18 protein-coding genes and 1 tRNA gene are annotated in these 18,685 nt (G+C 41.0%); 12 read left to right on the forward strand and 7 right to left on the reverse strand.

What is annotated here, in order from left to right; genetic code table 11:
• Positions 1–24: 24 nt before the first annotated feature.
• Together AACH28_RS02445 and AACH28_RS02450 are read left to right on the forward strand one after the other, a co-directional pair.
• Complete coding sequence (locus tag AACH28_RS02445) at positions 25–2,511, forward strand: DPP IV N-terminal domain-containing protein (RefSeq protein ID WP_341832134.1); 2,487 nt, start codon at positions 25–27, stop codon at positions 2,509–2,511.
• 7 nt (positions 2,512–2,518) lie between these two features.
• Positions 2,519–3,061, forward strand: a complete 543-nt coding sequence (locus AACH28_RS02450; RefSeq protein ID WP_070564232.1) for a hypothetical protein — start codon at positions 2,519–2,521, stop codon at positions 3,059–3,061.
• 20 nt (positions 3,062–3,081) lie between these two features.
• Here AACH28_RS02450 and ruvB read toward each other — a convergent pair whose 3' ends face one another.
• From ruvB to pdxH, 5 genes are all read right to left on the reverse strand, one after another.
• Positions 3,082–4,104 carry a Holliday junction branch migration DNA helicase RuvB gene (gene ruvB / locus AACH28_RS02455; protein ID WP_046673408.1) on the reverse strand — a complete coding sequence of 341 codons (1,023 nt, stop codon included), beginning with the start codon at positions 4,102–4,104 and terminating at the stop codon, positions 3,082–3,084.
• A gap of 12 nt (positions 4,105–4,116) precedes the next feature.
• Positions 4,117–4,854: a polyprenol monophosphomannose synthase gene (locus tag AACH28_RS02460; protein WP_341833099.1), complete on the reverse strand. Its 738-nt coding sequence runs from the start codon at positions 4,852–4,854 to the stop codon at positions 4,117–4,119.
• A gap of 366 nt (positions 4,855–5,220) precedes the next feature.
• Positions 5,221–6,417, reverse strand: a complete 1,197-nt coding sequence (locus AACH28_RS02465) for an NADH-quinone oxidoreductase subunit D (RefSeq protein WP_407073631.1) — start codon at positions 6,415–6,417, stop codon at positions 5,221–5,223.
• Between the two features lie 5 nt (positions 6,418–6,422).
• Positions 6,423–6,911, reverse strand: coding sequence for an NADH-quinone oxidoreductase subunit C (locus AACH28_RS02470; RefSeq protein ID WP_312329460.1), 489 nt, complete (start codon positions 6,909–6,911; stop codon positions 6,423–6,425).
• 2 nt (positions 6,912–6,913) lie between these two features.
• Positions 6,914–7,567: a pyridoxamine 5'-phosphate oxidase gene (gene pdxH, locus AACH28_RS02475; protein WP_341832135.1), complete on the reverse strand. Its 654-nt coding sequence runs from the start codon at positions 7,565–7,567 to the stop codon at positions 6,914–6,916.
• Between the two features lie 153 nt (positions 7,568–7,720).
• On the opposite strand from pdxH, the gene AACH28_RS02480 reads away from it, so the two are divergent.
• From AACH28_RS02480 to AACH28_RS02510, 7 genes are all read left to right on the forward strand, one after another.
• Positions 7,721–8,284, forward strand: a complete 564-nt coding sequence (locus AACH28_RS02480) for a YqgE/AlgH family protein (protein ID WP_293952811.1) — start codon at positions 7,721–7,723, stop codon at positions 8,282–8,284.
• Between the two features lie 171 nt (positions 8,285–8,455).
• Positions 8,456–10,345: a molecular chaperone HtpG gene (gene htpG, locus AACH28_RS02485; protein WP_341832136.1), complete on the forward strand. Its 1,890-nt coding sequence runs from the start codon at positions 8,456–8,458 to the stop codon at positions 10,343–10,345.
• A gap of 250 nt (positions 10,346–10,595) precedes the next feature.
• Positions 10,596–10,669 (forward strand) — tRNA-His (locus tag AACH28_RS02490).
• A gap of 163 nt (positions 10,670–10,832) precedes the next feature.
• Positions 10,833–11,186 (forward strand): transposase, encoded by a 354-nt coding sequence (locus AACH28_RS02495; protein WP_286767917.1) that lies wholly within the window; start codon positions 10,833–10,835, stop codon positions 11,184–11,186.
• Positions 11,179–12,162 carry a transposase gene (locus AACH28_RS02500; protein ID WP_286767918.1) on the forward strand — a complete coding sequence of 328 codons (984 nt, stop codon included), beginning with the start codon at positions 11,179–11,181 and terminating at the stop codon, positions 12,160–12,162. The genes AACH28_RS02495 and AACH28_RS02500 overlap by 8 nt, the downstream gene beginning before the upstream one ends.
• Before the next feature lie 91 nt (positions 12,163–12,253).
• Entirely contained in the window at positions 12,254–12,607 is a 354-nt protein-coding gene (locus AACH28_RS02505) for a transposase (protein WP_286767917.1), read from the forward strand.
• Complete coding sequence (locus AACH28_RS02510) at positions 12,600–13,583, forward strand: transposase (protein WP_313262116.1); 984 nt, start codon at positions 12,600–12,602, stop codon at positions 13,581–13,583. Before AACH28_RS02505 ends, AACH28_RS02510 begins: the two co-directional genes overlap by 8 nt.
• Positions 13,584–13,679: 96 nt before the next feature.
• Here the strand turns inward: AACH28_RS02510 and AACH28_RS02515 are convergent, their stop codons facing one another.
• Entirely contained in the window at positions 13,680–14,837 is a 1,158-nt protein-coding gene (locus tag AACH28_RS02515; protein ID WP_286751863.1) for a glycoside hydrolase family 130 protein, read from the reverse strand.
• 302 nt (positions 14,838–15,139) lie between these two features.
• Between AACH28_RS02515 and AACH28_RS02520 the strand changes: the two genes are divergently transcribed.
• The 3 genes from AACH28_RS02520 to AACH28_RS02530 all read left to right on the forward strand — a co-directional run bounded on the left by AACH28_RS02520 (position 15,140) and on the right by AACH28_RS02530 (position 17,726).
• Positions 15,140–15,892, forward strand: a complete 753-nt coding sequence (locus AACH28_RS02520) for a DeoR/GlpR family DNA-binding transcription regulator (protein WP_341832137.1) — start codon at positions 15,140–15,142, stop codon at positions 15,890–15,892.
• 11 nt (positions 15,893–15,903) lie between these two features.
• Positions 15,904–16,635, forward strand: a complete 732-nt coding sequence (rpiA, locus tag AACH28_RS02525; protein ID WP_070564256.1) for a ribose 5-phosphate isomerase A — start codon at positions 15,904–15,906, stop codon at positions 16,633–16,635.
• A gap of 62 nt (positions 16,636–16,697) precedes the next feature.
• Positions 16,698–17,726, forward strand: a complete 1,029-nt coding sequence (locus AACH28_RS02530) for a Gfo/Idh/MocA family oxidoreductase (protein ID WP_070564259.1) — start codon at positions 16,698–16,700, stop codon at positions 17,724–17,726.
• A gap of 57 nt (positions 17,727–17,783) precedes the next feature.
• Here AACH28_RS02530 and AACH28_RS02535 read toward each other — a convergent pair whose 3' ends face one another.
• Positions 17,784–18,677: a cation diffusion facilitator family transporter gene (locus tag AACH28_RS02535; RefSeq protein ID WP_341832138.1), complete on the reverse strand. Its 894-nt coding sequence runs from the start codon at positions 18,675–18,677 to the stop codon at positions 17,784–17,786.
• Between the last annotated feature and the right edge of the window lie 8 nt (positions 18,678–18,685).

Below are 18,685 nucleotides of genomic sequence, written 5' to 3' on the forward strand. Positions count from 1 at the left end.
ATTATACAATTATCTATATTATTAATGCATAAGTACTACTTAATCCTAGCGGCGAGCTTATTGCCCTATGTTAGCACTGCACAACAGGCGAAGGAAGCCCCTATAAAGTCAAATTATCAGCTGGCTGCAAAATTCTCCCCTGAAAAATTAAAGAAAATGATTTTTTCGACCAGCATCAAACCAAATTGGATCAATTTTTCCGATCGCTTTTGGTATGATTACGCAAGTCCGCAGGGAAGAAACTGGTACATTGTAAACCCTGCGCTGAAAAAGAAAGAACTTCTTTTCAATAACGACAACCTCGCCGCACAAATTACTAAAATCGTTAAAAATCCTGTAGATGCACAACATTTGGAATTACAGGGCCTTCGATTTACCAAAGATGAGAAAAAATTGAGGTTTCAGATTCAGAGCACCAAAGATACGGTGAAATCCAAAGATGAAATACAAAAGCTCAAGAATAAGTCCGATACCACCAAAAAGAAACTATTTTATCTGGAATATGACTTAGCAGCACAGTCTGTGGTAGAAATCAGCGACTCGACAAAGGTAAAACCGCCATTGGGTTGGGCGACATTCTCGCCTGACACCAATACAGTCTATTTTGCGAAAGATTACAACTTGTATTGGATGGACAAATTCAACTATCTTAAAGCGGTAAAGGATGAAAAAGACAGCACCATTGTTGAGCACCAGATAACAAAAGACGGGGTGCAATATTATGCTTGGGGCGGTGATGAATATAGCACAACTACGGGTGAGGAAAAAGATAAAGACAACGATACTAAACGCAAGCGGGTATGGATCAGCTGGTCTCCGGATGGACGTTATTTTACCTTGACCAGAAAGGACAACCGTTCTCTAAAGCCCTTATGGGTAATCAATAATGTTGGCTCATCCCGGCCGACACTTGAAACTTATAAATACCAAATGCCAGGCGAAGTCGATTCGACAGAAACTGAACTATATATCTTCGACGCGGCAGCAAAAACTCCACGCCGCATCAATATAGCTGCGTTTAAAAATCAGACCGTCTCTACCTGGACAAAAACACCGGATAAAAATTCTTATAAAGAGGATTATTTTACCAACTATTGGCTGGGCAATAACGAAGAGTTTTACATTTCACGCTCTAGCCGCGACCTGAAACGAATTGATCTCCTAAAGGTCAATATAAATGGTACGGTAAACAATATTATCCAGGAGCGTTCCAATGTATATTTGGATGTTCAAAAACCATTCCTGATCGAAAACAAGAAGCAATTAGTTCATTGGTCGGAAAGAGATGGCTGGGGCCACTACTACCTCTACGACACAAATGGAAAATTGATTAATCAAATTACAAAAGGAGCTTTTCATACGGAGGAAATTACCGGTTTTGACCCTGCTTCCGGAACATTATACTTTACAGCATCGGGACGTGAGAAAAACGAAGACCCCTATTATCTACACCAGTACAGTATAAATACAAATGGCTCCGGAATTAAATTATTGAATCCAGGAAACTTTGACCACCAAGTGGAAGTGAGCGAATCTTCCCGATATTTTGTCAATAATTCCTCCAGAGTAAACACGACTCCTGAATCCGTCTTATACAATAGCAATGGACAGAAAATAATGACACTGGAAAAAGCTGACCTATCCTTGCTATTTGCTGCAGGTTACAAATTTCCAGAACCTTTTAAAGTGAAAGCTGGGGATGGCACCACGGATCTCTATGGGGTCATGTACAAACCATTTGACTTTGACAGTACCAGAACTTATCCAATTGTGGAATATGTATACCCTGGGCCTCAAACCGAAGCTGTCAATAAATCCTTTGGAAGAAGCATGGACAGAATCGACAGGCTAGCGCAGTTTGGCTTTATCGTCATCACAGTTGGTAACCGTGGTGGACATCCTTCACGCTCGCAATGGTATCATACCTATGGATATGGCAATCTGCGCGATTATGGTTTGGAAGATAAAAAAGTAGCGGCGGAACAGCTCGCAGATCGTTATAAATACATCGACATTAACCGCGTTGGTATAACTGGTCACTCCGGCGGTGGTTTTATGTCCACAGCAGCGATGCTTGTTTACCCTGACTTCTTTAAAGTTGCGGTGTCTGGCGCCGGAAACCATGAAAATCAGATTTACAACCGCTGGTGGAGTGAGCGTCATCATGGAGTGACAGAAAAAGTATCCGCTAAAGGCGATACAACATTCTCCTACCAAATCAATAAAAATACAGAGCTCGCAAAAAACCTAAAAGGCAGACTACTTATCGCTACCGGAGACATTGACAACAATGTGCACCCGGCAAATTCAATTCGCATGGTAGACGCATTGATCAAGGCTAACAAAAGATTTGATTTCCTGCTATTACCTGGACAAAGACACGGTTTTGGCGATATGACGGAGTATTTCTTCTGGAAAATGGGCGATTACTTTAGCCAATATCTATTGGGTGATTCCAAGATGAACGAAGTTGACATGACTGAAATGAATCGAGAAAAACCACAAAAATAACGGTTAAATGACCTACAATGAAAAATTAGCATTTTTATCCGTTACCTTGAGATCTTTCGAGGTAACGGATTTTTCTTTGGAGATGCTCCAAGGAATAACCCTGGCTGATCTGCTGAACATCTCCTTAGAGAAGGATAAAAAGGTTGCCTTTCGCGCCGCATGGGTATTTGAAACCATCGTTTTAAAGAATACAGCGTTGCTAAAATCTGTTCTCCCGCAATTCTTGAACAATTTAAAAAAACAAAAAAACTGGAGTTGTCTTAGAAGCTATACTAAAATTCTATTATTTTTAACGTCTAAAAAAAATAAAGAATATACACTTCAAAATGAGATAGAAGAAGAAATTATCGAGCATTCCTTCCAATGGATGATCGAACCTGCATGTCCTGTCGCTGTATTGGTCAACTGCCTGGACATCTTAAATAACCTACGAAAAAAGTACCCTTGGATACATGAGGAGTTACAGGCTCAGATAAGCTATTTTCAACGAACAAAACCGAGTCCAGCCCTAATGAGCCGGACCAATAAAATTATTCAGCAGAAAAGTTAAAGTATCGTTTCTATTCGCGATTAAAACAATGTATTTCCTTTCGAGTGATTGACACGGCCCAAATGCTTATAAGCAGCCTCTGTACATTCGCGACCCCGCGAGGTCCGCATAATGTATCCTTCTTGAATCAGAAAGGGTTCGTAGACTTCCTCAATCGTACCTTCATCCTCCCCAACTGCTGTGGCTACAGTTTTTAAACCGACAGGTCCACCTTTAAATTTGTCTATAATAGTCGTTAAGATTTTGTTGTCCATCTCGTCTAAACCATTTTCATCCACATTAAGCGCGTGCAAAGCATATTTCGCTATTTCTTTATCGATGCTTCCGTTACCCTTTATCTGTGCAAAATCCCGTGTACGGCGCAGTAAAGCATTGGCTATCCGGGGTGTACCTCTGCTCCTTCGTGCAATCTCATAGGCACCTTCATCAGAAATCGGTGTGTTTAAGATATGTGCCGAACGCAACACGATAGTTGTTAGGAGTTTCGCATCATAATATTGTAGGCGCGAATTAATTCCAAAGCGTGCACGCAAAGGGGCTGTCAAAAGTCCTGAGCGCGTTGTTGCCCCGATCAGGGTAAACGGATTAAGGGAGATCTGCACAGACCGTGCATTCGGCCCTGTTTCCAGCATAATGTCGATTTTAAAATCTTCCATTGCCGAATAGAGATATTCTTCTACTAAAGGGCTTAAACGGTGGATCTCATCGATAAACAAGACATCCCCTTCTTCGAGATTTGTCAATAATCCTGCAAGATCACCCGGTTTATCCAATACAGGTCCCGAAGTAATTTTAATGCCAACACCCATCTCATTAGCAATGATATGGGATAACGTCGTCTTTCCTAAGCCTGGGGGGCCATGTAGCAAAACGTGATCCAGCGCCTCGCCTCTTAGCCTGGCTGCCTTCACAAAAATATTGAGGTTCTCTAATATTTTAGCCTGACCTGTAAAATCTTCAAAAGCCTGAGGCCGCAATGCCCGTTCAATATCACGATCTGTGTTGCTCAGACGCTCTGGATTTGGATCTAAATTCTCGTTCATTGTAGCGATCTTTTAATTTCTCTTGTACCGCTTTCCGATACTTCCTAATTTCAATTGGATAACTCCAAAAAAAGCTTCCTTAAAGATACTTGTGCTCATCTTTGATGTGCCTTCGGTCCGATCTGTGAATATAATGGGTACTTCGACTACATCAAAGCCATATTTTATGGCGGTGAATTTCATCTCAATCTGAAAGGCATAACCCACAAACTTAATTTTTTCAAGGGGGATTGTCTGAAGGACTTCTCTGGTAAAACAAACAAACCCCGCGGTCGCATCCTGGATATTAATTCCGGTTATAAAACGAACATATACCGAAGCGAAATACGACATCAACACCCGGCTCATCGGCCAATTGACTACATTCACGCCTTTGATATAGCGCGAACCTATACTCATATCAGCACCAGCCACACAAGCCTGCCGTAAACGAAGCAGATCCTCCGGGTTGTGACTGAAATCTGCATCCATTTCAAAAATATATTGGTAATGTTCGCGCGATAGCGCCCATTTAAATCCATGGATATATGCCGTTCCCAACCCCAGTTTCCCGATCCGTTCTTCGATAAACAAACGGCCGTCAAACTCATTAAGCTGTAAATTCTTAATGATGGTAGCCGTTCCATCCGGGGAACCATCGTCTACAATTAAAATATCAAATGCCTGTGATAAGGAAAAAACTTTGCGAATGATTTTTTCAATATTTTCCTTTTCATTATATGTTGGAATGATAACTAAACTATCCGTCACTTTTTTATATTTAAGACCAGTAAAGGTAATCATTTGCGTTAAATTCTAATGCAGGAATTCGATGAAATATACGGGATAATCAACATTGCTCCACTGAAAAAGCAGTAATCCCTTCAAGCTCAAACCAACACATCGGAATCATAAATAAACGACATTCAGTAGATTGCCCGCTAAAAAAAAGAAAAGCCCGTTACTTTGGGAGTAACGAGCTTTCATTAACCAATTATAAACTTAAATTATGAGACTGCAAATATGATTAAAATTGCGCTCATTTACAAATTTATTTGCGTTTTCATGCAACATTTTCAATACAATACACCTTTTAAATGTGCTAAATCGTTTATAAAACATGCATACTACCGCAGATTAGCGATCTACCTCACCCAGAACAATATCAATAGAGCCCAGGATCGCAATCAAATCAGCGATCAGCACGCCTTTTCCAATTTCCGAAATCACCGATAGGTTATTAAAACTCGGCCCCCGCGACTTTACACGCAATGGAATATCTGATTTATCTTTTGTGACAAAGTAAAAACCCAATTCTCCTTTCGGATTTTCAGCACGGACATAATAATCCTGCGCTTTCAAATTTACTTTTTTCGGAACCAGCGCTCTCGGATCGAATTCAGCTGTACGTTTAAAGTCTTTCTGTAATCGTTCAAGACATTGCTCAACAATGCGAACAGATTCCTTGACTTCGTCTACCCTAACTTTATAACGGTCCCAGCAATCGCCGATTGCGCCCATTTCTCCTTTTCCGACAGGTATCTCAAAATCAATTTCTGGGTAAACCGAATAGCCATCTATGCGTCGTAAATCCCATTTTATTCCTGAAGCCCGAAGCATAGGTCCCGATACACCATAATTTATCGCAACGTCAGCAGGAAGTATACCTATTTTAGCCGTACGGGAGATAAAGATTTGATTCTGAGTCAATATCTCATCCAGTTCGACCAATTTAGGTTTGAAGTAGGTAATAAATTCTGCACAGCGCTCTTCAAAGCCTACAGGCAAATCATAAAACAAACCGCCTACCCAGATATAGTTGTACAACATCCTGGAGCCAGAAGCCCACTCGAGCATATTCATAATGTGTTCACGGTCACGGAAGCACCAAAGAAACGGCGTTGTTGCACCGATATCAATACCATATGTTCCAATAGCAATCAGGTGCGACGCAATTCGGTTGAGTTCACAGACCAGTACACGGATATACTCTATCCTTTTAGGTATTTTACGATCAAGACCAAGCATGCGTTCGACACCCATCACGAAAGCATGACTATTATTCATCGAGGCGAGGTAATCTAGGCGATCAGTAAAAGGAATTGTCTTTGCGTAATTTAACGATTCGGCATGCTTGTCAAAACAGCGGTGCAGATAACCCAAATGTGGAACAACCTCTTTCACAATCTCTCCGTCAGTAATCAGCTGAAGCCGGAGCACCCCATGCGTTGATGGATGCTGAGGCCCCATATTTAACACCATTTCCTCACTGGATATCGTTGTAAGGTGTTTTTCATACCGCACTAATGCCTCTTTATATTTTGGATTCGCCATTTCGATCAATTAATATGGATGCCATGATATGTTTCTGCCTCTTGATAATCCTTGCGCAGAGGATGCCCTTCCCAATCGTCGGGAAGCAGAATCCTTCTAAGGTCCGGATGTCCCTCAAAATAAATCCCCATTAGGTCAAATGCTTCGCGCTCATGCCAGTCTGCCGTACGCCATACCGAAGTAAGCGAAGGAATCTCTGGTAATTCGTCCAGCGAACGATTACCTGACAGCTCAACTTTTAAGACCAAACCGTGTTGATAAGGCAATGAATTGAGATGGTAGACAACGGTAAAATGCGTTTGATAGTCCACCGCAGTAAGATTGCTCAAAAAATCAAAATACAGCCCCTCCGTATCCCGCAGGAATAAACAGACGGCTACGATATCCTCCTTATCAACAAATAATGCTGGCTGCAGCCCATTGCGATCTTCATTAACAATAATTTGGGTTCCAAATCGGGAAACAAGCGTCGATTTAATTTCGTCAAATGTCATATTTATGGGGCTATACGCGTAATCGTCCAGGAGTCGGACACTTTTTTGTAAACGATACGATCATGCAGCCGGCTTGCACGTCCCTGCCAGAACTCGAAATAAATCGGTTTCAGCAGATAGCCACCCCAATGTGATGGTCTAGGTACAGTGTCGATTCCATTATATTGGCGTTCGAGTTCTTCCACCCTGTTTTCCAAAAAACTGCGGTTTGGAATTTCGTGGCTCTGCGGGGAAGCCAGTGCGCCGATACGGCTTCCTTTAGGTCGTGATTGAAAATATTCATCCGAATCGGCCCCACTTACAAAATCAATAACGCCTTCGATTCGGACCTGCCGTTGCAATTCAGGCCAGAAAAACAATAATGCAGCATGCGGATTAGCTTTCATCTCCTCCCCTTTACGACTCTCATAATTTGTAAAAAAGACCAAACCTTCTGCGACAATATCCTTCAATAGAACAACTCGCGAGGACGGCAAATGATGGGAAGATACGGTTGAAAGCACCATAGCATTGGGTTCGTTCACCTCGCTGTGGATAGCCGCATCAAACCATTTTTTAAACTGGTGGACTGGATCTCGATCCACATCCGATTCAGATAGGCTACCTAATACGTAATCCTGTCTGATTGCTGCAATATCTTTATGTTGAATGGACATAGAAACCTATTTTTATGTCCTACAAACTTACTAAAATCATTGCTTTTTCTCTATAAAGTTAGTAGAAATTGACAAAATCCCAATTTTGGCACAAATCTCGCATAGTTCTAATTAAAAAAGATTAGATCAACAACTCATTAAAATACGCGCTATATGTTTACCGAACTTGATCCTCAAAAAGGAAGTTTACTAATTTCCGAACCGTTTATGTTAGACCCTAGATTCCTCAGATCCGTGATATTGCTATGTGAATATCATACGGAAGGATCGCTCGGGTTTGTTTTAAATAATCAAACCAATGTTCGCATTGGCCAATTATTGGAATCTATACCGGATTGCAATTTCCCCATCTATGTGGGTGGCCCCGTGGCTCAGGAAAGCCTCTTTTTTGTACATAACCGTTTTGATTTGTTGCTGAGTGGCGAAGAAGTTGCTCCTGGGATCTATTTTGGTGGCGATGAAGAGAAGCTTATCGAAGCCATCCAGACGGATAGCATAAAAGCTGACGAATTAAAATTCTTTATCGGCTATTCGGGATGGTCTGCAGGTCAACTTGAGGCTGAAATTAAAGAAAATAGCTGGGCTGTACAGAACAAATACCACCATCAGCTTATTTTTGAAGGGAACGGTGAATTGCTATGGAAAGATGCCATTATTGGACTTGGCCCCAAATATGCACATGTTGCCAACTTTCCGCAGAGCCCTAGTTTGAATTAGGCTAAGAGGCTTTCGATTGCTGACAGCCTACTACAAGATCCTTTTAACGAAATACACGCACTTATGACAAAATAGGACGTTTTCTGCCATCATGTCTTATAGGAGGTATTTGGAACATAGATTGTATGTTGTAAACAAATCATAAATTTAAAAAATAGCGACATAAAAATTATGAATCCAGAAAAAGGTAGTATTTCAATTCACACGGAGAACATATTTCCCGTAATCAAAAAGTTCTTATATTCCGATAATGAAATTTTCTTGCGTGAACTGGTATCTAATGCCGTTGATGCTTCTCAAAAAATCAAACGCCTGGCTTCTTTAGGTCAATATCAAGGTGAAACAGGTGAATTGATTGTAGACGTAAAATTTGATGAAGCTGCCAAAACCATCACTATTTCCGACAATGGTATTGGTATGACAGCAGAGGAAATAAAAAAATACATCAACCAGATCGCTTTCTCCGGAGCGACAGAGTTTATGGAAAAATTCAAAGAAGCAAATGATGCAAACGAAATCATTGGCCGTTTTGGTTTGGGCTTCTATTCCGCATTTATGGTGGCCGATACGGTGGAAATCGAATCCTTATCCTATCAGGATGGAGCAGAACCAGCCCATTGGACTTGCGATGGTAGTACATCTTACGAAATCTCTACAGGCACAAGAACCACACGTGGTACTGATGTCATTCTACATATTAACGAAGAGTCCACTGAATTTTTAAGTCAGGCACGTTTACAGAATATTTTAGATAAGTATGCTAAATTTCTTCCCGTTCCAATCCGTTTTGGTACAAAAACAAATTCTGAGCCGGATGGTGAAGACGAAGAAGGAAAACCAAAATACAAATCTGTAGAGGTAGACAATATTATCAATAATACTTCTCCAGCATGGACAAAGTCACCGTCTGAATTAAAAGATGAAGATTATTTGGCATTCTACCGCGAGTTATATCCTTACTCCATGGATGAGCCTTTGTTTTGGATTCACCTCAACGTAGATTATCCATTCAACCTGACCGGTATCCTTTACTTTCCTAAAGTTAAAAATGAACTTGAGATCCAGCGTAATAAAATCAAACTTTACTCGAGACAAGTGTTCATTACCGACGAAGTGAAAGATATTGTTCCAGAGTTCTTGATGTTACTTCACGGTGTAATCGATTCTCCAGATATTCCGTTGAACGTTTCCCGTTCATTTTTGCAGGCGGACAGCAACGTTAAGAAAATCAATAGTTACATCACCAAAAAGGTGGCTGACAAATTGAACGAAATATTTAAGACTGACCGCAAAGGCTTTGAGGAGAAATGGACGGATATCGGCTTATTTATCAAATATGGTATGCTAAGCGATGAGAAATTTGCTGAAAAAGCAAATGACTTCTGTTTGGTAAAAAATACGAAAGACGAAAGTTTCACCATCAAAGAGTATTACGAAAAAGTCAAAGATATCCAAGTAGATAAAGATGGAAACATTATCTACTTATATACGCATGATGCTGCTCAACAAGATGGATTTATCCAAACTGCATTAAACAAAGGTTATGATGTACTGACACTCGATGGTCCACTAGATACGCACTTTGCGGCTTATTTGGAGGAAAAGGGTGGCGAAAAGGTGCAACTGAAACGTGTAGATGCTGACGTTATCGATAAATTGATTCAGAAAGATGAAAAGGTCGACCTGGCTCTTTCGGAAGAAGAATCTAAAAAAGCGCTGGAAGTTTTCGAAAAGGCAATTTCACGCCAAGATATGAAAGTTGAAGTTGATGCGTTAAATGAGGGTGATCTGCCTGTATCGGTAACGATTGATGAATTTATGCGCCGGATGAAAGATATGGCTAAGACAGGTGGCGGTATGAATTTCTATGGTTCATTGCCCGACAATTATAAGGTAACTGTTAACGGTAACCATCCACTGATCAAAAGAATTTTATCAGCATCGGACGAAGAAGGCTCTAAACTAGCAAAACAGGCTTTTGATTTAGCACTCTTATCCAGAGGTTTATTGTCTGGAGCCGATTTAACATCCTTTGTGAAGAGAAGTGTAGAAATGATATAAGGGCAATCCTTTTACTAAGAAAAAGCGGTTTCGGTAATAGAAACCGCTTTTTTTTAGTAAAAATTGGAAGCAAATGGTAGCCTTGGTAGTAGCGAATTGCATATCAGCACTGCTATGGACGGGTTACGAGGTTTTTTATTAAAATTTAATAAACTAATCTTCACCTAGTTGGCTTTAAACGCTGTTTTTTTTCAGTCAAATATTTGGAGGGAATAGGGTTTAATCGTACTTTTGTATCATCAAAATCACGGTAGGTATAGCTCAGTTGGTTAGAGCACTAGATTGTGGTTCTAGGGGTCGTCGGTTCGAGCCCGATTACTTACCCAAAAAGGCAGATCAAATGATCTGCCTTTTTTAATTTGATAAGTTCTCAGCCAACTAAACAAATGGGGGATCAAGGGATCAAGCTGAATTCTTGGGATCAAGCTGAATTCTTGGGGGGAATGTCAAAAATTTCTTAGTTTAGCATCCTTAATACAGATATCCCTTGCAAGAAGCCGAACGTAAATTACTGTCCCTATTGATGCCCGAAGGGCTATTGGAATACTTTCAGATTTTAGAAGTCGATCAGGTTGACAATCAGCTCCACATTTATTTAGATGAGCTTAATATTGCTCCGACAGGCTATCAGAACAGCAAGTTGGAGTCAAAGGGCTTCATGCCTTCCACTGAGATTTCAGACTTTCCCATTCGAGGCCAGAAAGTTACGCTACATATCCGCCGTCGTCGCTGGACGGTCCTGGATACCGGAGAGATCATCACAAGAGATTGGAATCTGGTGCGTGAGGGTGCTCGAATGACTACGGAATTCGGGCTTTTTTTAAAGAAGATATTTGGATAATCATCCTGTAAGCGCCCAATTGGTAGGTCTGTTCTTCCAAATGGACGGTAAGCAACTACAGGATCAATACAAGAACCATCTCAGTGACTTCCAGGACTGGGACCAAAAGCCACACGCAGAGCAATGGACCCTTTTTCCTGATAACATATCGGAACACCTGAGCATCGATGAGACCAGCTTTAGCAACGGTGAACTTTACACGATCGTAAGCAGTAAATCAGCAAAGGGCAGGAAGGGAACCATATTGGCTACCATAAGAGGGACAAAGGCGGAAGATATTATTGCTGTATTAGAGCGCATTCCACTTAAACTAAGGAACAAAGTTAGGGAAGTAACGATGGATATGGCCCCCAATATGGCAAAGGCTATCCGTAGGTGTTTCAGAAATGCCAGAAGGGTTATCGATCGGTTTCATGTACAAAAACTTGCTTATGATGCTGTTCAGGAACTCCGTATCAAATACCGATGGGAAGTCTTAGATGCAGAAAGCAAAAAAATAATGGAATCGCGAAAACGGGGTATCCCATATGACCCCGAGTTGTTGCCTAATGGTGATACGCTCAAACAGCTATTAGCTAGGTCGAGACACCTCCTGTTCAAGCATCCAAGTCGATGGTCGGAAAGCCAAAAACGCCGTGCAGAACTGCTGTTCATCAGGTTTCCCAAGCTAAAACAGGCTTATGATCTTGGAGTTGCCTTAGGTGACATCTTCAATAAATGCAGGGATAAAAAAGTTGCTTTCACAAAGTTAGGACTGTGGCACAACCAGGTTGAGAACGCGGGTATTGCTTCATTCGAGAGTGTCGCAAGATCCATTGCAGCACATCATCAATACATTCTCCACTACTTCGACAATAGAAGCACCAATGCATCCGCAGAGTCCTTCAATGCAAAACTCAAAGCTTTCAGGAGCGTCTTCCGTGGAGTAAGGGATACAACATTCTTCCTGTACAGAGTGATGAAATTGTATGCTTAAAAATGATTACCCCCCAAACTTTCGGTATGATCCAATTCTTGGGGGGAATGTCAAAAATTTCTTAGTTTAGCATCCTTAATACAGATATCCCTTGCAAGAAGCCGAACGTAAATTACTGTCCCTATTGATGCCCGAAGGGCTATTGGAATACTTTCAGATTTTAGAAGTCGATCAGGTTGACAATCAGCTCCACATTTATTTAGATGAGCTTAATATTGCTCCGACAGGCTATCAGAACAGCAAGTTGGAGTCAAAGGGCTTCATGCCTTCCACTGAGATTTCAGACTTTCCCATTCGAGGCCAGAAAGTTACGCTACATATCCGCCGTCGTCGCTGGACGGTCCTGGATACCGGAGAGATCATCACAAGAGATTGGAATCTGGTGCGTGAGGGTGCTCGAATGACTACGGAATTCGGGCTTTTTTTAAAGAAGATATTTGGATAATCATCCTGTAAGCGCCCAATTGGTAGGTCTGTTCTTCCAAATGGACGGTAAGCAACTACAGGATCAATACAAGAACCATCTCAGTGACTTCCAGGACTGGGACCAAAAGCCACACGCAGAGCAATGGACCCTTTTTCCTGATAACATATCGGAACACCTGAGCATCGATGAGACCAGCTTTAGCAACGGTGAACTTTACACGATCGTAAGCAGTAAATCAGCAAAGGGCAGGAAGGGAACCATATTGGCTACCATAAGAGGGACAAAGGCGGAAGATATTATTGCTGTATTAGAGCGCATTCCACTTAAACTAAGGAACAAAGTTAGGGAAGTAACGATGGATATGGCCCCCAATATGGCAAAGGCTATCCGTAGGTGTTTCAGAAATGCCAGAAGGGTTATCGATCGGTTTCATGTACAAAAACTTGCTTATGATGCTGTTCAGGAACTCCGTATCAAATACCGATGGGAAGTCTTAGATGCAGAAAGCAAAAAAATAATGGAATCGCGAAAACGGGGTATCCCATATGACCCCGAGTTGTTGCCTAATGGTGATACGCTCAAACAGCTATTAGCTAGGTCGAGACACCTCCTGTTCAAGCATCCAAGTCGATGGTCGGAAAGCCAAAAACGCCGTGCAGAACTGCTGTTCATCAGGTTTCCCAAGCTAAAACAGGCTTATGATCTTGGAGTTGCCTTAGGTGACATCTTCAATAAATGCAGGGATAAAAAAGTTGCTTTCACAAAGTTAGGACTGTGGCACAACCAGGTTGAGAACGCGGGTATTGCTTCATTCGAGAGTGTCGCAAGATCCATTGCAGCACATCATCAATACATTCTCCACTACTTCGACAATAGAAGCACCAATGCATCCGCAAAGTCCTTCAATGCAAAACTCAAAGCTTTCAGGAGCGTCTTCCGTGGAGTAAGGGATACAACATTCTTCCTGTACAGAGTGATGAAATTGTATGCTTAAAAATGATTACCCTCCACAACTTTTGTACATGATCCCAAATGCTCCTTGACCAGCTACCCATCATCCGAACAAGCTTCAAAGGCAACTTCTTCCCTTTTACAGTTCAGGCACAGGATCCATAAGCCCTGGATGGCGCGGATCATAAATAGCCACAGCAACTTTAGAGTCCGCACAACCATAATATAAAAACCATTTTTGTTTAAAAAAGACCAATCCTTCGATAAAAACCGTTCCATCTATATATTGTCCACTTTTTTCGAAAGATTCCATGGGGCGTAAAAACGGAACATCCATTCGAGCCAATACGCTTGTCGGATCTCGTGGACTAAATAAAACCTGTCCAGCGGAATAGGTATTTTTATTAAAACGCACATCCCCTTTCTCAGCATGATTCTTACCATTGTATAGCAATACAATTCCTTTATCAGTCAAAACTGCTGGAGGACCGCACTCTGTCAACGAACTATCAAAGTAACCATCCCTCGGCGAAATGAAGGCTTTCAGTGTACCTCTATTATCTGTTACGGGTTCCCAGTCAATCAAATTATCGGATGTGGCGCCATAAACACCATGTTCTCCCCAGTACAACCAATATTTCCCATTGATTTTAGCTATAACCTGTTTGTTACCTTTCAATGTAGTCACAATAGAAGCCGATTTATGCGGTTCATTGACTAGAGTGCGCCTATTTCTCGAGTTCTTAAAAATAGGACCGTATTTAGTCCAGTGTTTCAGATCAGTGGATATTGCTACACCAAGCCGCGGTACCTTTCGGTTCCATTGGGTATAAAATAGCACAAAACGCCCATCCTCAGTCTGTGCTATCCGAGGATCTTCTGTCCCGCCAGGCCACTCGTTATCTTGCTGCTCATCAGGCCCCGGATAGAATATAGGCGTTTTCAGTCGTTCAAAATGAATACCGTCAGCACTAGCTGCTAACCCCAATCGGGAGGTCCGGTGGCCAATAGCTTTTCCTGTCCGATCTTCTGCACGATAAATGACATAGATACTATCTCCCCTTACTACTGCAGCAGGATTAAAAGTGTCGTTGTCCTCCCATCGAATTTCTTTCTTCAGCATTGGATCATAAAATACGGAACTCGTATCGGGCTCAATAATTGGATTGACACCTTTGGGCCGTTCAAAGCCTCCTAATACCCATTGTTCTTTTTTAAGCTTTCCAGCAGGCTGCACGCTGCAGCCGCATAAAAAGACGAACAGAATAGAGCCTGCAATTTTTACGATAATATTCATATTTTAATTGATTTCTATGGTTTTACATGTAGTAGCAAACAACAGCCTGTAAAAGTGAAAATTATAAATTGGTTACCACTGAAGAGCGATCGAAACTATTATTGATCATTCACAAATATAATGCTAATAGAAAAAAGTACCGCAAAAACAAGTTCAACAAAATTGAATTGGGATCAAAACTAAAAAACACAAATAAACAATTCAACGATAAATAACTCGAAATATTGCAATATATCGCAATACTACAACGATTATAATGACAAATATTGCAGCATATAGCACAAAAACACTACATTTATAGCATGATATCCAAAGAAGAACGTCACGATTTTATATTAGTTAAAATCAAAAAGGAAAGGAAATTAGTAATGACAGAGTTAGCGGCCGAACTTGGTGTCTCTGAGCATACCGTCCGACGTGATCTTAAAGAACTATCTGACGCTGGCTTGCTCCGCGCTATTCGAGGGGGAGCCACGTTACGGTCAAACTTACCATTCGATATATACTACCGAAATAACCTTGATGTTATGGAGAAACAAGCCATAGCAGAAAAATCGATCACACTATTGAAAGATCATCAAGTCGTCTTTTTTGACGGTGGCACAACAACACAGGCAATTGCTGGCAACATTCCAGATAGCCTAAACCTTACTGTGGTCACACATAGTCTCCCGATAGCCAATATACTTGCAAACCTCCCAAACATCAGCTTGATTTTCGCGGGTGGCGCTTTCTGCAAATCATCTCTTACGATGCAGGGACAGCAAACTATTTCTACCTTTGAAGAAATATATGCGGATGTCAGCTTCATAGGTGTATGTAGCCTGGACCCCTATCGTGGACTTACGGCAAGAACTCGCGAAGAAACAGCTATCAAAAGAGTACTATGTAAAAATTCAATGAACATTGTTGCTGCCACAACGAGCAATAAGCTCGATACCCTGGCATCTTTTCTAACATGCCGCGCATCTGATATCAGTTATTTAATTACAGAAAAGGATCCTTCTGATCGCATTTTGCAGCCTTATGTCGAACAAGGTATTACAATTTTATAAGTTTACCATTTATGAACAATCTCAAACAGGAAGCCGCCAAAGCTGCTCTTCAACTTTTAGAACCTGATCAATTCATTGGACTAGGTGTTGGATCAACAATAGCTTATTTCATTGAATTAATTGCCAGTAGGGTCAGTTTTAAATCCAGCCTGAAATTTACATCGCCTTCTTTGGAAACCAAAATACTGCTCCAAGAAAATGGTCTTATTTGTATTGATAACAGTACCATAGCAACGCTGGATTATTATTTTGACAGCTGTGATCAGGTGGACATTCATTTAAATGCGTTCAAAAGTGGCGGCGGCGTACATACAGGTGAAAAGATTATGGCGAATATGGCAAAGCAATTTATTCTCTTGGTCGATGGCGCAAAGATGGTCGATAAACTGACCACAAAATATCCGCTATGTGTTGAAATTATTCCCGACGCCTGGCTATCGGTACTTAAAGAACTAAAATCAAGCTATTCTTCAGCGATATCAAACATTGTATTACGAAAATCTGAACAAAAATCGGGGCCTCTACTATCTGAGAGAGGTAATTTCCTGGCAGACATTTATTTTTCTAAACTGCCTGATATTTTTGATTTGAATAAACAAATCAAACTCATTACAGGCGTTGTAGAACATTCACTTTTTTATCAACTGTGTTCGGTATGTCTTCGAGCAACAGAAGATGGCGTAACACATCACTTTGCAAACCGCATTGTAGAATCGAACACGGACAAAAAAAGCACGCAATAGCATTAAATTTTATATTGAAGTCCAACAAGTAGCAAGACTGCGCTAAAATATTTTAAATCAACATGAAACACACTCAAATTAACACAGGAATACTAAGTTTTGGCATGTCAGGACGTGTTTTTCACGCGCCATTTATACATACCAATCCACATTTCAATCTCAGCGCTGTTGTAGAACGGTCGAAAAAAAACGCACATGAATTTTATCCGGCAATAAAAAGCTACGATAATATAACTGAATTACTAGCGGATGAAAGCATCGAACTGGTCATTGTGAACACACCAAACTATACCCATTTCCAATATGCAAAAGACGCCCTAGAGGCAGGAAAACACGTTTTGATAGAAAAACCTGCCGTTGATGATTCTACACAATTCGATACGCTTCTTGCCATCAGCAAAAAACAAGGAAAAGACTTATTTTTCTATCAAAACAGACGATATGATAGTCACTTTTTAGACATTAAAAAAGTGATCGAAAGTGGAGAATTAGGAAAGCTGATTGAAGTGCATTTCAGATTTGATCGCTATAAAATGGAATTGGGACAAAAATACTTTAAGGAAGATACGCAGTATATTTCCAATGGTATCACTTATGACCTAGGTCCGCACCTTATTGATCAGGCAATCTCACTTTTTGGAAAACCGGTTAAATTTACCAAGACAACATCCATCAACAGACCCGATTCTAAAGTTGCAGATTATTTTCACTATCATCTTTATTATCCAGCTGGACTGAACGTGTATTTAACAGGCAGTTTACTTGTCGCCTCTCCGCAGCCCGCCTTTGTCTTACATGGTACAAAAGGGAGTTTTATCAAGAATATGACGGATGTGCAAGAACAGCAATTGCTAGATGGTATGTTGCCCGACGATCCATCTTATGGCCTTGAGCCAGCCGGCCTCGAGGGAAAACTTGTTACGATAGACGTATCAAATCAAAAACATGAGTCTTTAGTAACGCCACATACAGGAGATTACAATCAGCTGTTTGAAGCCATTTATGAAAGCTTAAGAAATAATATCGATTACCCTATTAAAGCGGATCAGATTAAATGGCAGATTCAATTGCTTGAAGCTGAAAACACCTAAGTTTTTAAACAATCAAATGGCAGCACGGTTCAAGAAAAATAATAGGTGCTGCCATTTTTAATTTGATTCCCAAAGGCATTCGTCCGGTTCAATATGGATCATCACATGACCAAGATCAGGAATATGCGCAACCAAGTGGTCTTTGAGTTTATGCGCCAGCTCATGCCCTTCTCTTACCGTAATTTCACTATCGACAATAGCGTGCAGATCGACGTGATATTTAGCCCCCGATTTGCGGACAAAACATTTTTCCGTGGCTTTTATCCCATATACTTTTAATGCTTCTTGCCGGATATTGTCAATGACCTCATCGTATACATTTTCATCCATGATCTCGCCAAGCGCCGGTCTGAAAATATGGTAACAGTTATAAAGTATAAATCCAGCGGCAAATAATGCCGCGTAGTCATCCGCATTTTCATATCCCTTTCCGAGCAACAATGCAATAGATATCCCAATGAAAGCTGCAACTGACGTTATCGCATCGCTTCGATGATGCCAAGCGTCTGCACGAAGTGAAGAACTATTAGTTTCTTTACTTTTCTTCATAACGATCCTATAAGAAATCTCTTTCCACACAATGATCCCACCCAGAACAAATAAGGTCCAAGGCTTTGGCAGGTCATGTGGCGTTCCTATATTCTCAATACTTTCATAAGCGATTATGGTTGCAGAAACAATAAGAAAACCAACGACAATAAATGTAATGAGTGGTTCTACCCGACCATGGCCATAAGGGTGATTGTCGTCGGCAGGTCGTTGCGCATATTTTAAACCGAGGAGCACTAGAAATGAAGAGAAAATATCTGCCGTTGACTCAATTGCATCCGCTATCAGCGCATAAGAGTTTCCAAAGAAACCAGCTAACCATTTTAATAATGCCAGTGATGCATTACCTACAATACTAAAATAAGTCGTTCTGACTGCAGTCTGCTCTTGAAGTTCGGACATAGCTATAA

This window comes from Sphingobacterium thalpophilum (assembly GCF_038396785.1).
Taxonomy (GTDB): Bacteria; Bacteroidota; Bacteroidia; order Sphingobacteriales; family Sphingobacteriaceae; genus Sphingobacterium; species Sphingobacterium thalpophilum_A.

What these genes read in the sequence shown, in the direction of transcription:
- AACH28_RS02445 (WP_341832134.1), top strand. Translation starts at nt 25, where the DNA reads ATGCATAAGTACTACTTAATCCTAGCGGCGAGCTTATTGCCCTATGTT.
- AACH28_RS02515 (WP_286751863.1), bottom strand. Translation starts at nt 14,837, where the DNA reads ATGAATATTATCGTAAAAATTGCAGGCTCTATTCTGTTCGTCTTTTTA.
- AACH28_RS02470 (WP_312329460.1), bottom strand. Translation starts at nt 6,911, where the DNA reads ATGACATTTGACGAAATTAAATCGACGCTTGTTTCCCGATTTGGAACC.
- AACH28_RS02465 (WP_407073631.1), bottom strand. Translation starts at nt 6,417, where the DNA reads ATGGCGAATCCAAAATATAAAGAGGCATTAGTGCGGTATGAAAAACAC.
- pdxH (WP_341832135.1), bottom strand. Translation starts at nt 7,567, where the DNA reads ATGTCCATTCAACATAAAGATATTGCAGCAATCAGACAGGATTACGTA.
- ruvB (WP_046673408.1), bottom strand. Translation starts at nt 4,104, where the DNA reads ATGAACGAGAATTTAGATCCAAATCCAGAGCGTCTGAGCAACACAGAT.
- rpiA (WP_070564256.1), top strand. Translation starts at nt 15,904, where the DNA reads ATGAACAATCTCAAACAGGAAGCCGCCAAAGCTGCTCTTCAACTTTTA.
- AACH28_RS02450 (WP_070564232.1), top strand. Translation starts at nt 2,519, where the DNA reads ATGACCTACAATGAAAAATTAGCATTTTTATCCGTTACCTTGAGATCT.
- htpG (WP_341832136.1), top strand. Translation starts at nt 8,456, where the DNA reads ATGAATCCAGAAAAAGGTAGTATTTCAATTCACACGGAGAACATATTT.
- AACH28_RS02480 (WP_293952811.1), top strand. Translation starts at nt 7,721, where the DNA reads ATGTTTACCGAACTTGATCCTCAAAAAGGAAGTTTACTAATTTCCGAA.
- AACH28_RS02530 (WP_070564259.1), top strand. Translation starts at nt 16,698, where the DNA reads ATGAAACACACTCAAATTAACACAGGAATACTAAGTTTTGGCATGTCA.
- AACH28_RS02520 (WP_341832137.1), top strand. Translation starts at nt 15,140, where the DNA reads ATGATATCCAAAGAAGAACGTCACGATTTTATATTAGTTAAAATCAAA.
- AACH28_RS02535 (WP_341832138.1), bottom strand. Translation starts at nt 18,677, where the DNA reads ATGTCCGAACTTCAAGAGCAGACTGCAGTCAGAACGACTTATTTTAGT.